Raw genomic sequence first — 14,538 nt, 5'->3', positions numbered from 1 at the left:
TAATAACATACTTGCATATGTAACCTTATTATGTCATTATAGTTAGCGAAATTTCTGCATTATTTTTATAAAAAGAAGGAACTTTTCGGGTCTGCGATGGTCAAATTTATACAGGAACAACTAAAGGTTACCGGCGGCAATATAAGCATTGATGAGGCATCTCTTGTTTCTCAGGCCAGGGCCGGAAATATGGCTTCTGTCGAGAAACTGATACTTAAGTATCAGGACAGGATTTACAACACCATATTGAAGATGTGCGGAAATGACGCCGATGCCGCGGAGCTTGCACAGGATACTTTCGTAAAGGCTATCGGTGGCCTGAAGGATTTCAAGGGTGAAAGCAGTTTTTACACCTGGCTCTTCAGGATAGCGGTAAATTTGACGCTGAACTTCTGCAAAAAAAACTCAAGAGTGAGTTTTCAGTCGCTTAGCAATGAAACAGATGAAGACAGCAACCGGCAGATGAAGGATTATCTGCTGGATAAAAAAACCGTGGAACCTTCGGAACTGGCGTCGAAAAAAGAAGTGAGCGGCCTGATTTTAAAGGCTCTTGAAAAACTTGAGCCGCAGCAGAGAGCCGTGGTTGTGCTGCGGGATATCGAACAGATGAGTTATAATGAAATTGCCGAAACACTGGAAATAGAAATTGGAACAGTAAAAAGCAGAATTGCCAGAGGCAGAAAAAACCTCAGGGAAATTCTCGAGGCGGCAGTACAATGAAAGATATTGAATTAGTCGAAGAACTTCTTAACAGTTATATCGACGGCGAACTCGACGAGCGGAAGAGCAACGAGGTCAGACGGCTCATTGACAATGACCCCAAGGCCCGTCAGCTTTTCGACTCGCTGAATCGTTATAAAAAACTGATGGGTTCTATGCTTCCGGCGGCAGCACCGGAAGGGTTTAGCGAAAGCGTCTCCCGACGCCTCGAAAGAGAGGCACTGCTTGCCGACACAGGCGTGTATCACCATAAAGCAGGCCTGCGTCACCTGATTTTAAGACGATTCGTAACCGCCGCAGCGATAATTGTGCTTATGGCGGTGCTTTCTGTTATCGTATTCGATATCTTCGTGCCAAAGTCCAGCAGAGATAAACTTGTCAGCAGCGCCATGGGCAGAAAACAAAAGCCGCAGGTACTGTATGAAAGACCGTTTCCCGATGTGAAATCGCCGCAGGATGAGGCCGTTCCTGTGCCGCTGCCGAAAACATCGACTATTCCTATGGTCGCAAAGCTTACGCTTTTTACAGACAGCCCTGTCGAAACCGACTGGCTTATCGGTAAGGCACTGATGAATACCGGACTTTTCGAAAAAACTACGGCGGTTGACAGAAAGACAGATTCCGTAAGATATGTTTTGAACTGCAGTATGGATTCGCTTGCGAACCTGGCCCAGGAATTAAGTTTTATCTGGCCCAAATGTACCGAGACCAAATTTGAAATAGGCACCGAACAGGCGGGAAAATATATTACCGTAAAAAATATAACCGCTCAGCAGACCATGGAAATCTGCAAAGCCGACAATTACAACCAGAGAATACGCATGGCAAACGATATGGCCATGATAAACAACGTTATGGCGCCGGATGTTTTACAGAAATATTTTGCTCAGCAGGATGCCGATTCAGACCTTTTAGTGCCGGATAAACCTGTGCTTACTTCCACTGAAAAAGCTGAGCAGCCAAAATCCGACAGCTCATCGGGCAAGGCAACTTTGACAATATTAGTTATAGGAAAATAACAGCCTCTGTGCCCTTTCAGGCATAAAACAATCAGGCGGGTTTTTTGTCTTTTTTCTTTGGGGTTGATTTTTCAGGAGAAGGCGGAGTTTTCACTTCCGGTTTTGAATCCTTTTTTTCCTCTTTTTTACTTCCGGAGTCGGATTCTTTTTTAACAGATTGTTTGTAAGAATCGCTTGGGTAATCGGTCTGATAGAATCCTGAGCCTTTGAAAATCACACCGGCACCTGCGCCTATGAGCCTTTTCAGCGATGATTTGCCGCATTTGGGGCATTTTCGCAAAACAGGAGCGGTCATCGACTGAAATTTTTCAAGCTTGTGGCCGCATTTTTCACACTGGTATTCGTAGGTCGGCACAGCTCAATCTCCGTTTTCATTGCCCGCATCATCAACTGGCGGCTCTTGCGTTTGGGGCTGGTCGGGAGATGGATTTTTGTTTACTATCACAACTGCGGGACGAATAATTTTATCAGCCAGCCTGTAGCCTTTTCTGAATTCTTCGAGAACAATCGCATCTTCCTTGTCCGGCTCCGTTCTCTGCGTAAGGGCCTGATGGCACACCGGGTCGAATTTTTCTCCGACCGCATTTATCTGTTCGATACCGTGAGCTTTCAGTATCGCAAGAAACTGGTCGTAAACGATTTTCACGCCTTTAAGTAAATCGGCGCTATCCTGAAGTTTTTCCGTATTGGCCAGTGTATGGTCAAGATTATCAAGCACCGGCAGCAGGGATTTTATTATCATTTCTTTTTCGTAGCCTATCGATTCGGCAATTTGTCTTGCCGAGCGTTTCTGATAGTTCAGATAATCGGCGCTGAGCCGCTGAAGACGCGCAAAAATCTCATCCTTCTCCGCCTGCAGTTTGTCTATCTGCTCATGGAGATGATGTTTGTCCTTTTTGTGACCTTTATGTTCGGCACTATCGGCAGGATGCTTTTCCTGCTCTTGATTTTGCTGTTCAACAGGTTCTTTTGGCGTATCTTCACTCATAATTTTTACTTATTATTGAAATGCTGTTTGAGTTTTTCGAAGAAACCCTTCGATTTCGGCATTACGGTTTTATCTTCCGTCTCTGCGAATTTTCTTAGCAGTTCTTCCTGCGAGCTGTTCAGTTTTTTTGGTATTTCGACGATTATCTGAACGAGTTCATCGCCGCTGCGTCTTGTTCTTATATCCGGCAGTCCCTGGCCTCTGATTCTGAATATATCGCCGCCCTGAGAGCCAGGCGGGATTTTCAATTCTTTTGTTCCGTTAAGGCTCGGCACTTCCACTATTCCGCCAAGAGCGGCCTGCGTGAAGCTTATCGGCACAATGGAAATAAGGTCGATTCCGTCCCGCTGCAAAAACGGGTGCTCTTTTAACCTTACATAGCAATATAAATCGCCGCGAGGTCCGCCGTTGAAGCCGGGTTCGCCTTCACCTGCAACCCTTACGCTCTGACCTTCGTGAACGCCTGCGGGAATCTTAACCATAACAAGTCGTTTTTTGGGTATTTTTCCGCCGCCCCTGCATTTTTTGCAGGGATTGGTAATCATCGTACCGTTTCCCTTGCACTTGGGGCAGGTTGAAACCATCTGGAAGAAACCGCCAAGACCGGCCTGAGCGACCTGTCCTGTACCGCCGCAGACCGAACATTTCGAAGGACTGCTGCCTTTGGCAGAACCGGAGCCGTCGCACTCTTCGCAATTATCCTGCCGTGTAAACTCGATGCTTTTCTCGACGCCGCTTGCGACATCATTTAGCGTAAGTTCTACAACGGTTTCAAGGTCATAGCCTCTGTGCGGCCCTCTTGCCGCAGCAGTTCTTCGGCTCCTGCCGCTTCTGCCGCCGCCGAATAAATCGCCGAAAATATCTTCGAGATTAAGCGCACCAAAAATATCCTCGACATTCATTCTCGAAAAATCGTGAACGCCTGAACCCTGAAGACCGGCATGGCCGTACTGGTCATATCTTGCCCGTTTATCAGTGTCGCTTAAAACTTCGTAAGCCTCGGCGCATTCCTTAAACTTGGCCTCGGCGTCTTTATCGCCGGGATTTTTATCAGGGTGATATTTTATCGCCAGCCTGCGATACGCACGTTTGATATCGTCGGCGCCGGCGGTTTTATCAATCCCTAACACTTCGTAGTAGTCTCTTTTAGCCATCTTTATAAATCGTTAATTGAAGATTAAAGCTTTCGTCAAATCTTCAATTATCTTACCGAACCTTCTATTTGAGGTTTATCCTTGTCATCGTCTTTCAGGTCAGTAATCAGCACGTTGGTAGTCAGCATCAAACCGGCAACTGAAGCCGCATTCTGCAGAGCACATCTTGCCACTTTAGCCGGGTCGATAATGCCTGCTTCGACCATATCGACAAACCCGCCTGTATTGGCATCATAGCCTGTATTGCCGGTCTTTTCGAGCAGTTTTTCGACAATCACATCGCCGTCGTCATCGCCGTTATCGACTATTTGTTTTGTCGGCGATTTCAGGGCATTAGCGATAATATCGAATCCGATTTTTTCATCGCCCGATGCTTTTGTTCCGGCCTGACGAACCTTTTCAATGGCCCGCAGATAAATAATACCGCCGCCAGGGATAACGCCTTCCTGGGCAGCAGCTTTTGTCGCGTGCAGTGCGTCATCGAGAAGGTCTTTTCTTTCCTTCATTTCGGCTTCGGTCGGGGCACCGGCTTTAATTACCGCTACGCCGCCGGTCAGTTTCGCAAGTCTTTCCTGAAGTTTCTCACGGTCGTAATCGCTTGTTGTCGCTTCAGCCTGTTTGCGTATCTGCTCGCAGCGTGCAGTAATGTCCTTCTTTGTGCCTGCGCCTTCGATTATCGTGGTGTTTTCCTTTGCGATAACAATCTTCTTGGCGTTGCCGAGCTGGGTCAGTTCGACTTTCTCAAGTTTTATGCCGAGGTCTTCGGTGAGTACCTGGCCGCCGGTAAGAACGCTGATATCGCCCAGCATAGCTTTCCTTCTGTCGCCAAAGCCCGGAGCCTTTACCGCGCAAACCTTCAAAACGCCCTGAAGTTTATTTATAACCAAAGCTGCCAATGCTTCGCCTTCAACTTCTTCGGCGATTATCAGCAATTGAGCGCCGACCTGCGCGATTTTTTCAAGAAGCGGGACGATTTCCGCAATGCTCGAAAGTTTCTTTTCATACAGCAGTATGTAAGCATCCTCCAAAACAGCTTCCATCGTTGAGGTATTTGTTATGAAGTAAGGCGATATAAAGCCGCGGTCGAACTGCATACCTTCGACGACATCAAGCTCTGTTTCGAGCCCTTTGCCGTCCTCGATTTCGATAACGCCCTCTTTGCCGACTTTGTCCATTGCTTTTGCAAGAATTTCGCCGACTTCCTTATTGTTATTCGCGCTTATCGAGGCGACCTTGGCGATATCGTCATGACCTTTGACTTTTTTGCTCTGCGAAGCGATAAAATCCACGACGACCTGTACGGCTTTATCGATGCCGCGCTTGATAGCCATAGGATTTGCGCCGGCTGTTACATTTTTCAGCCCTTCGTTATAAATCGCTTCAGCCAGAACTGTTGCGGTTGTGGTGCCGTCGCCGACAACATCGCTTGTCTTGCTTGCGGCCTGGTTGACCATTTTTGCGCCCATATTCTGAAACGGTTCGGGCAGTTCTATTTCTTTGCTTACGGACACGCCGTCTTTGGTAATCTTCGGCGAGCCATAACTTTTATGCAGCAGGACGTTTTTACCTGTCGGGCCGAGAGTTACCTTAACCGCCTTTGCCAGACTGGCAAGTCCCTGTTTCAACTGTGCCCTTGCCGCATCATCAAACATCATTTGTTTTGCCATTTTTTATTTACCTCCGTTAGCCGCCTTCGGCGGAAATTATTATTTTTCCACGATGCCGAGAATATCGCTCTCGTGCAGGATTTTGTATTCGACGCCGTCAATCTTGATATCGTTTCCGCCGTATTTTCCGAAAAGCACGGTATCATTTTTCTTAACAGCCACTTCCGCGCGTTTGCCGCTGTCCAGAAGTTTGCCGGGACCTACGGCTATAACTTTGCCCATCAGGGGTTTTTCTTTTGCGTTGTCCGGCAGAACGATTCCGCCTGCTGTTTTTTCTTCTGCCTGTTCCGGCTTTACTACTATCCTGTCATCCAAAGGTCTAAGTTTCATTTTTTTATCTCCATATTTTTTTAGTCACTATTAACTTTTAACTATCAACTAAATTACATTCCCATACCATCCATACCCATACCGCCCATTCCTCCCATGCCCATGCCACCCATTCCGCCGCCCATACCTCCCGGCGGCATTCCGGCACCGGCTTTTGCATTATCCGGATTTTCAGTAACAACACAATCGCAGGTGAGTAATAATCCCGCAACTGAAGCTGCGTTCTGCAACGCTATTCTCGTTACCTTTACAGGGTCGATAACGCCGGCCTTGATAAGGTCTTCGTATTTATCCGTATCGGCATTATAACCGAATCCGTCCTGGCCTTCGGAAACCTTGTTTACAACTAAATTACCGACAGCGCCTGCGTTTTCAGCTATATAGAAACACGGCATCTTAAGGGCGTGTGCAATGATATCGGCGCCGGTTTTTTCGTCGCCGCTGAGTTTAAGTTTCTTAACCGTGTCGATGCAGCGAATAAGTGCGACTCCGCCGCCGGGCACGATACCTTCTTCGATTGCCGCTCTTGTGGCGTGAAGCGCATCTTCGATTCGCGATTTCTTTTCCTTCATTTCGGATTCAGTCGCGGCTCCAACGTTAACCTGCGCCACTCCGCCGGTCAGTTTCGCCAGACGCTCCTGAAGTTTCTCACGGTCGTAATCGCTGGTTGTCGAGTCAATCTCGCTGCGGATTGCTTTTATTCTTCCGCTGATGGCTTCTCTTGAGCCGGCTCCTTCGACGATAATCGTATTATCGTTATCAATGGTAACTTTTTTGGCTCTTCCGAGCTGTGTGAGCTTTACATTGTTAAGTTCGATGCCGAGGTCCTTGAAGATTGGTTCGGCGCCTGTGAGAACCGCAACGTCCTCGAGCATGGCTTTTCTTCTGTCGCCGTAACCGGGGGCCTTAACAGCAGAAACCTGCAAAACGCCGCGAAGTTTGTTGACAACGAGAGTAGCCAGCGCTTCGCCTTCGATATCCTCAGCGATAATAAGCAGAGGTTTTTTGCTCTTTGCCACCGCTTCGAGCAGAGGTACGAGTTTCTGTACGCTGCTTATCTTGTCTTCATAAACCAGTATATATGGTTTCTCAAGTTCGCAGGTCATATTATCCGCATCCGTTACAAAATTGGGAGACAGATAACCCCTGTCGAACTGCATACCTTCGACAAATTCGAGCGTCGTATCAAGGCTCTTGCCTTCCTCAACGGTGATAACGCCGTCTTTGCCGAGTTTTGTAAATGCGTCAGCCATAATCTTGCCGATTTCATGGTCGTTGTTTGCCGAGATTGACGCGATATTTTCGATATCGTCTCTCCGGGCAACGTCAACCGGCTTGGCAAGTTTGACAAGCGTTTTTGTCGCGGCTTCGACAGCCTGACCAATACCCCTGTTAATTGACATTGCATCGGCCCCTGCCGTGATATTGCGATAGGCCTCTTTGAAGATTGCTTCGGTAAGAACCGTAGCTGTTGTAGTGCCGTCGCCTGCGATTTTGCTGGTCTTGCTGGCGGCTTCTTTTACGAGCTTTGCGCCCATATTTTCAGTCTTGTCGGAAAGATCTATTTCCTCGGCTACAGTAACGCCGTCCTTGGTAACTGTCGGGCTGCCCCAGCCTTTGTCAATGATTGCATTTCTGCCGCGTGGACCCAAAGTTGACCTGACCGCTCTGGCCAGCTTTTCTACTCCGGTAAGCAAGGCCGCCCTTGCGTCAGTATTAAACGATAACTTTTTAGCTGCCATAATCCTTTTACTCCTATATAAAAGTCAAAAAATGGAAACAATATCTAAGCCTTTAATTCTATGGTTTATATGCAAAAAAAGTACCAGTTTTTCGCAACTAAAGACACTAAAAGATTATATTAAACATAACGTATTTAAGGGCAATAGGTTATGAAATATATTATAAACCAGAAATGATTTTTTGTCTAATTTTTTCACTGCCAGTTTTGGTATTATGCACCCCTGAAAATGTCAAGTTGACAGTAAAACCCAAATCACTAAGGCACAAAGACACAAAGGAAAATAACAAGTTACAACAAAAACAGGGGCAAAAATAAAAGACTTATGAAAAAAAGTTCGTCACAAACGCACAAGTTTCTTTGATTTTTGCGCAAGTTGACCTAAAAAAGTACCAATTTTTTATCATAGATTACGCTGATTTCACTGAAAAACACAAAAAAGTAAGGGGGTTTTTACAGTTTTTCAACGATTTTTGACAAAATCACATACTCGTATTTGCGTGCTTTTGACCAAGTAAATAATCAAGATTTAGAAATATGTAAAATTTATTGACCTTTAAAATAAACAAAGATACAATTACCATAAATCAATACTGGACGGAGAAAATTAAAATGGCATTGAGTTTTTAGGAGATTAAAGTTTTAGAGGATATGTTTAAGAAGCGAGAGTAAAAGTTTTTACCTAAAGTCAAATAAGCACAGAGAAATACAGAGAAATTGTGTCAACATTTTTTGAAGGGAGACAAAGATGGGAGCACGTAAAGGGATCGTCGGAGTTATTTTTTCAGTTCTGGTTTTAATGTCCTCTATAACTTGGGCCATGAATAATTCCCCAAGAACAGGTTTGTGCAAAACAGATATCTCCGAAAATAGATTAGTTTTCGAATATGAGTTTGAAAAACCCATCTTTTCAAAAAAGAGTGGATATGATACATCTAAAATAAAAGGATTGGAACTATATGAGAGGCCAGGTGAGCCAATGATTCCAACACAAAATATAAGAGTTCTAATTCCATATGGCAAAGAAGTTCTTAAGATACATTCGGAGATATTGCAGAGTAAGCAAATATCGGGGATATATAAGTTAGAGCCTGGTCAAGAGTCATATCCTTTGAACTATAAAGGCAAGATTAAAAAGACTAAACCTAAAGAATCCATTTATAGCAGTTCCGAACGTTGGCCAGGAATTTATTGCAAAAATTTAGGTACTCAGTCAAAACGCGGCTATAAAATGTGTTTAATTAAAGTATTTCCATTGCAGTATATTCCTTCAAAAGGAACCGTCTCTTATGTGAAAAAAATGCGTATAATAGTTGATTTGATGGATTCTTCTGAAAAATCTGCAATAAGACCCACGGACAGTCTCAAAAGAATGCTCAAGAATGATGCAGAAAATCCAACTATAATTAATACTTATGAGTCGTCTTTAAGTTTATCGAGCAAAAAAAAGAAATCTAACATACAAAGCGACAAAGAAACGGAGAGTATGTTTTCAGATGCAGGCATAGACATGATGAGCTTGAACTGGGACAGTGGCGATTCAAATTCTCCGCTAAATGACAGCAATTGTCCTTATTACGGCCTGACAAACAACAATAAATATAAATATATTATAATCACAAGTGATTATATTGCAGAAGAAGCAAACTGTATAGACCCAAACTATAGTTTTCAATCGTTATGTAAATCCAAATGGTCTCAAAATATTTCAGCTTGCATAGTTACAACAGATTGGATTTATGCAAATTATGACCCAAACGATTATGACCCAGACAATTATAACTCAAACGATCCCAACGATCTTAATAATCGTGCAACAAGTATTAGGATGTTTTTGATAGATGCGTATAATAGATGGGAGGCTGAATATACGCTATTAGGCGGTACCGGCAGTCAAAATAATCCAATTATTCCGGTAAGGTGGTTTTATGTCGAAAGCGGCGAAACTGATCCTTGTAATTGTAATTATATACCTTGTGATATGTATTATGGCTGCGTTGAACCAAGCGGATGTACCTTTAATTATGACGGAGATAATAAATACGGCGAGTCTAATGATGGAGTTAATGGAGGTGAAGTCGACTTGTTGGCAGAAATATATGTAGGCCGTGCTGCTGTCGAAACTCCTAATGAAGTTATTAATTTTGTCAGAAAGACATTAGCTGACGATCACAATACTTTGGATTTAACATATATATCTATGCTCGGAGAAGAAGTATGGCAAGCGAATGATGGAAAGGAGTGGATGGAAGAAGTCCGTGAAATGTTTATTTATAGTGATTGGACAGATTTCATAGATACCTCACGTAATCTTTATGATGATGAAAACGGAGAATGGTATCGAGATGATTTGCTAGATTTGATCAATACTAATGATGTAAACATTCCGTACACACCAAGCGTATTTAGTCATATCGGACATGGTAATTGGGATGCTATGAGTTCACGCATAAATAGAGGCTCAGAAGCAGACCCATTTGATGTTAATTACATAACAGACCCTTGTACCAGATTAACAAATACAAATTATTTTTTTGTATATACTCAATCATGTTATCCCGGAGCTATGGATTACAATGATTGTTTTGCCGAAGAGATTACCACGATGGCAAATGGAGCTTTTGCAGTTGTGATGAATTCGCGTTTTGGCTGGGCCTATTCAATTTCAAAGTTTAACCATGAATTCTGGGATGCCGTGCTTAACGAGAGCGTAAATAACTATAAAATGAAAGAACTGGGGCGAGCTAATCAGGACAGCAAAGAGGACAATCTCTACGATATAGGTTCGTCATATACACGATTTACCTATTATTCTCAAAATTTGTTTGGTGATCCAGAAAAAAATGTTTTAGAGTTACCCGCAGTTCACAATATCACCCAGGACAAACTATATTCTACAATTCAAGAAAGCATTAACGATGCTAACGAAGGTGATGAAATAGTGGTAATGCCGGGTATTTATCAAGGCTCCATAGATTTTGGTGATGTTAATATAATGATTAGAAGCATAGAGCCTAATGATTGGAATGTAGTTGAGCGTACTGTAATAGACGGCACTTCTAATGGGGTTCTCATAAGTTCAAATCAGGATACAAACTCTGTATTGAAAGGATTTACTATAAGGTCGGACGGATATGGTGTTTGGTGTTACGACGCGAGTCCGATTATATGTAATTGTATAATAGAAAACAATGATGATTATGGTGTATATTGCACTAATTCAGCAGCTCCGACGATTTTAAATAATGTGATAAGAAGCAACAAATGTGGAGTGCTCAGCACAGGTTCTACATCCTCAAAAATCAAAAACAATCTAATCTATGATAATGAGCAGGGGTTGAGATTTATGTTTGTCACTTCTGCTGAGGTGCGAAATAATACGATAGTTAATAATGCAGTTGCCGGTATATATAAAGCAATGGGCACATCACCTGTCATAAGCAACTGTATTATTTGGGATTGTAATGATGATTTGTATAACTGCAGTGCAACATATAGCTGTATTCAGGACGGTGACGGCAACGGTGTTAATGGCAATATCAGTTCCGACCCGTGTTTTGTAAACACGGGCGCTAATGATTTCCATATTTTATCAACTTCACCGTGTATTAATAAAGGCGACCCAAATAATTTTTATACAGGGGAATTGGACATAGATGGCCAGCCAAGAGTCATAAGACAATTAGCTGATATTGGTGCAGATGAAATCGCATGGGTACATAACCTTAGCAAGGATACATGGTACGGATATATTCAAGAAGGAATTAATGGGGCAAATAATGGTGATGAAATTGTTGTTAACCCCGGTACTTATGTTGAGGCTATTGACTTCAATGTTAACTGTAAAGTGAGATGTACCGATCCTAATAATTGGGACATCGTAAGCAATACGGTTATTGATTGCAATGGGCTATATGTGCTTTTTGGCTCCGGTGAAGATTCTAATGCTATGATAAAAGGGTTTACAATAACAGGCGGGGATTATGGTATATATTTGGGGAATGCAAGCCGTCCTGTTATAAGTAATTGTATAATAAGAGATAATATTTTTGCAGGGATAAAGTGTACAGACAGCCAAACTGAACCTGCCATTGTCAATAATATAATTAGAAATAATGGTCAGGGTGTATTTTGTCGGAGTTCCGCAGTGCCGGTTATAAAGAATAATTTAATATATGATAATGGTACAGGCATAATAACTCAAAACAGCGGCTCAGCTGTAGTGAGAAATAATACGATAGTACACAATACCGATTATGGCATAAGAACATGGTGGCTTGGCGTAGCACCAGTTATAAGCAACTGCATAATCTGGGACTGTAACGATGGTTTAAACGGATGTACTGCAACATATAGCTGTATACAAGATTCTTTTGATCCCAATGATCCGAACTTTATCGGCAGTATTAGTTCCGACCCATGTTTTGTGAATGCGGATAGTAATAATTTTGATTTGCGATTTGGCTCTCCTTGTGCTAATGGCGGAGACCCCAATGGGGATTATACGGCAGAGTTAGACTTAAATGGCAATGCTCGCGTTGTGGCAAACGGGATAGTAGACATGGGCGCATATGAAACGTTCAGAGTGTATAATTCTACGCAATTGAAGGCCTATAATTATATTCAAGATGCAATTGATGAAGCTGATCCCGAAGATGAAATTATAGCTTATAAAAATATATTTTATGAGAAAATAAATTTTAAAGGGAAAGCTGTGACACTGCGGTGTTCTGATCCGAACAATTGGAGTACAGTAGCAGCAACTGTTATCGATGCTAACGGAGTTGGTAATAGCGTCGAATTTTCTTCTGGTGAGAATAATGATTCTGTATTGAAGGGTTTTACTGTAAGAAATAGTGGTGGAACTGTATATATGGCGGGAATATATTGTAATGGTTCCGGTCCAACGGTAAGTAATTGTATAATTACAGATAACTGGGTTTTGGGGATATATTGTAAAAATAATGCATCCCCTAATATTATCAATAATATAATTAGAAATACAAGTGAACCTTTCACTCCATACTCGGGGATAGGGATTCTTTGCTATATGTCTTCATTAACAGCTAAAAACAATTTGATATATAACAATGCTCATGCGGGAATTCAGATTGTGAATAGTAGTTCATTTGAAGCAAATTTACAGGGAAACACAATAGTAAATAATACAAGTTATGGGATACTCAATACCTTTAATAATTACAACAATTTGGTTATCCGTAACAATATTTTATGGGATAATAATGATGATCTATATCAGTGTACTGCAACATATAGCTGTATTCAGGACGGTGGCAGCGGCACCGGCAATATCAGTTCCGACCCGTGTTTTGCAGATGCGGATGCTAATGACTTCCATCTCTTATCAACCTCACCTTGCATAGACACCGGCGATCCAAATGGCACATATACTGGTGAATTTGATATTGATTTGGAAGATAGGCTCATTGACGGCGATGAAGATTCAAATAGCATCGTTGATATGGGAGCAGACGAATATAAACCTTGATTTTATTAAGATAAGGCCGATTGTTTTTTAACAGTCGGCCTTTTTTGTTGCTATGCCCGATTTCACAGAGTAGACAGAATTAGTCTGGTTTTCTGCTCATTTCCCCAGTTAGATAAGTCTCGCCTGCGGGCGGGCATCTAACGGGGCAAGCCTTAATCTGGCTTCCGAGTCATTTCGGAGTCTGACCATTCTTTATGCAGTTTAACATGGCCGTCAGCGAATAAAATATCATAGCCTCCAGTATGCGGGCCGACAGCTTTCAAAACTTTGTAATGCCATAAATTGCCTTCTTTGTTAGGATCGCTTTCGCTGCTGTCGTAATCATCTGGGTCTATATTCTGGTAGAGGTTTGGATTGCCTGTACTCGTTAAAGGTTCTGGAATTAACGGCAGGTCATAAAGAATGACAAAAGTTTTGGGCGATTTTACTCTGTCGGGGGTTAAAAAATAAAAATCAGTTTTCTTTTCTTCCGGCGGAACCGGCGGAATATAAGAAGGTGTAATAGAAGCAAAAGCCGGCTCGCCTGCGGCCAGCTCCCTGCCAGCCAGCCAGTTATAGCAGTAACTTATTTCGGCGCCTTTTCTGGTGAGTATTGGACAATCGTAAAGCTTTTTCTCTTTATGGAAAGGCCAGAGCGAGACGGGAACGCCGAGCATTGCGTCTTTGGCAATGTCCGGGTTTGCTATGAACTTTGCCCATGTTACATTCGAGTCATTGGGAACGCAGACGGGATAAACCTTGTATTGCTGGGTATAGACCTGCACGGCTATTCCGAGCTGTTTAAGATTGTTGAGACATGTGATTTTATAGGCGATTTGGCGGGCTGTCCCCATCGCAGGTATAAGGATAGCGATTAAAGCCGTCATTACCGCGATAACGACAAGTAATTCAACAAGGGTAAATGCGTATAATTTTTTCATATATTTTCTTAGTGTCTTTGTGCCTTAGTGGCCATCAAAAAAGCGGGCGAAGAGATTCGAACTCTCGACTTTCAGCTTGGGAAGCTGTCGAATTATAAATATAACCCTTTTAATCATAAAAACTTGTGACTTTCCTACTTTGCGCTTGCAGTAATCCTTGCAGTTGAAAATCGAAAAAGAAATTTGTACCCGCGTCTTTCAGTTTATATGCATTTTATGCTTATTTGTCAATATACAATATAAGAACTTAGCCGAAGTCCGAAGGCAAAAGTCGGCTAAAGGCACACCAATGGGCGGAGCAACGCCGGAGGTCCATTTTACTCCGGCGTTTACAAAAATGTCGCTGTTATATTTTTCTAACCTCCTTCAATCTGTTTTTTCAATCTGCGGCAGGTATTATATAATTCATCGGCTGTCATCGACTTCAAAAACACAAGTCCCCTTGTCGCTCTTATTAAGGGACTATCATGATTATTGAACCACTGCCTGC

General features: G+C 42.8%; 10 protein-coding genes. 3 read left to right on the top strand and 7 right to left on the bottom strand.

Going from position 1 to position 14,538, the window contains the following annotated elements; all coding sequences use genetic code 11:
* The first annotated feature begins 96 nt into the window (after positions 1-96).
* Together WC496_10145 and WC496_10140 are read left to right on the top strand one after the other, a co-directional pair.
* Positions 97-720 carry a sigma-70 family RNA polymerase sigma factor gene (locus WC496_10145; protein ID MFA5293381.1) on the top strand — a complete coding sequence of 208 codons (624 nt, stop codon included), beginning with the start codon at positions 97-99 and terminating at the stop codon, positions 718-720.
* Positions 717-1,739 (top strand): hypothetical protein, encoded by a 1,023-nt coding sequence (locus WC496_10140; GenBank protein MFA5293380.1) that lies wholly within the window; start codon positions 717-719, stop codon positions 1,737-1,739. Before WC496_10145 ends, WC496_10140 begins: the two co-directional genes overlap by 4 nt.
* A 31-nt stretch (positions 1,740-1,770) precedes the next feature.
* On the opposite strand, the gene WC496_10135 is transcribed toward WC496_10140, so the two are convergent.
* Genes WC496_10135 through groL (WC496_10110) form a run of 6 tightly spaced genes read right to left on the bottom strand, consistent with a single transcriptional unit; the run spans position 1,771 to position 7,620 of the window.
* Positions 1,771-2,094 (bottom strand): zinc ribbon domain-containing protein, encoded by a 324-nt coding sequence (locus tag WC496_10135; protein MFA5293379.1) that lies wholly within the window; start codon positions 2,092-2,094, stop codon positions 1,771-1,773.
* Between the two features lie 3 nt (positions 2,095-2,097).
* Entirely contained in the window at positions 2,098-2,727 is a 630-nt protein-coding gene (gene grpE, locus WC496_10130) for a nucleotide exchange factor GrpE (GenBank protein MFA5293378.1), read from the bottom strand.
* Between the two features lie 5 nt (positions 2,728-2,732).
* Positions 2,733-3,881, bottom strand: coding sequence for a molecular chaperone DnaJ (gene dnaJ, locus WC496_10125; protein ID MFA5293377.1), 1,149 nt, complete (start codon positions 3,879-3,881; stop codon positions 2,733-2,735).
* Between the two features lie 47 nt (positions 3,882-3,928).
* Positions 3,929-5,548 (bottom strand): chaperonin GroEL, encoded by a 1,620-nt coding sequence (groL, locus tag WC496_10120; protein MFA5293376.1) that lies wholly within the window; start codon positions 5,546-5,548, stop codon positions 3,929-3,931.
* Positions 5,549-5,587: 39 nt separating this feature from the next.
* The gene (groES, locus tag WC496_10115; GenBank protein MFA5293375.1) at positions 5,588-5,878 is read right to left on the bottom strand and encodes a co-chaperone GroES; all 291 of its coding nucleotides are present in this window, start codon (positions 5,876-5,878) and stop codon (positions 5,588-5,590) included.
* A 53-nt stretch (positions 5,879-5,931) separates the two neighbouring features.
* The gene (gene groL, locus WC496_10110) at positions 5,932-7,620 is read right to left on the bottom strand and encodes a chaperonin GroEL (GenBank protein MFA5293374.1); all 1,689 of its coding nucleotides are present in this window, start codon (positions 7,618-7,620) and stop codon (positions 5,932-5,934) included.
* Positions 7,621-8,367: 747 nt separating this feature from the next.
* On the opposite strand from groL (WC496_10110), the gene WC496_10105 reads away from it, so the two are divergent.
* Complete coding sequence (locus tag WC496_10105; GenBank protein ID MFA5293373.1) at positions 8,368-13,128, top strand: right-handed parallel beta-helix repeat-containing protein; 4,761 nt, start codon at positions 8,368-8,370, stop codon at positions 13,126-13,128.
* 152 nt (positions 13,129-13,280) lie between these two features.
* On the opposite strand, the gene WC496_10100 is transcribed toward WC496_10105, so the two are convergent.
* On the bottom strand, positions 13,281-14,048 hold the full coding sequence (locus WC496_10100) for a type II secretion system protein (protein MFA5293372.1): 768 nt from the start codon (positions 14,046-14,048) through the stop codon (positions 13,281-13,283).
* Positions 14,049-14,538: the final 490 nt, after the last annotated feature.

Source organism: Phycisphaerae bacterium (genome assembly GCA_041652575.1).
Taxonomy (GTDB): Bacteria; Planctomycetota; Phycisphaerae; order Sedimentisphaerales; family UBA12454; genus UBA12454.
The sequence above is the reverse complement of the archived record's forward strand: the minus strand, read 5'-3'. Positions and strand labels throughout refer to the sequence as shown.

Coding starts and splice junctions, on each gene's coding strand:
- WC496_10145 (MFA5293381.1), top strand. CDS start 97: ATGGTCAAATTTATACAGGAACAACTAAAGGTTACCGGCGGCAATATA.
- WC496_10140 (MFA5293380.1), top strand. CDS start 717: ATGAAAGATATTGAATTAGTCGAAGAACTTCTTAACAGTTATATCGAC.
- grpE (MFA5293378.1), bottom strand. CDS start 2,727: ATGAGTGAAGATACGCCAAAAGAACCTGTTGAACAGCAAAATCAAGAG.
- dnaJ (MFA5293377.1), bottom strand. CDS start 3,881: ATGGCTAAAAGAGACTACTACGAAGTGTTAGGGATTGATAAAACCGCC.
- groL (MFA5293376.1), bottom strand. CDS start 5,548: ATGGCAAAACAAATGATGTTTGATGATGCGGCAAGGGCACAGTTGAAA.
- groES (MFA5293375.1), bottom strand. CDS start 5,878: ATGAAACTTAGACCTTTGGATGACAGGATAGTAGTAAAGCCGGAACAG.
- groL (MFA5293374.1), bottom strand. CDS start 7,620: ATGGCAGCTAAAAAGTTATCGTTTAATACTGACGCAAGGGCGGCCTTG.
- WC496_10105 (MFA5293373.1), top strand. CDS start 8,368: ATGGGAGCACGTAAAGGGATCGTCGGAGTTATTTTTTCAGTTCTGGTT.
- WC496_10100 (MFA5293372.1), bottom strand. CDS start 14,048: ATGAAAAAATTATACGCATTTACCCTTGTTGAATTACTTGTCGTTATC.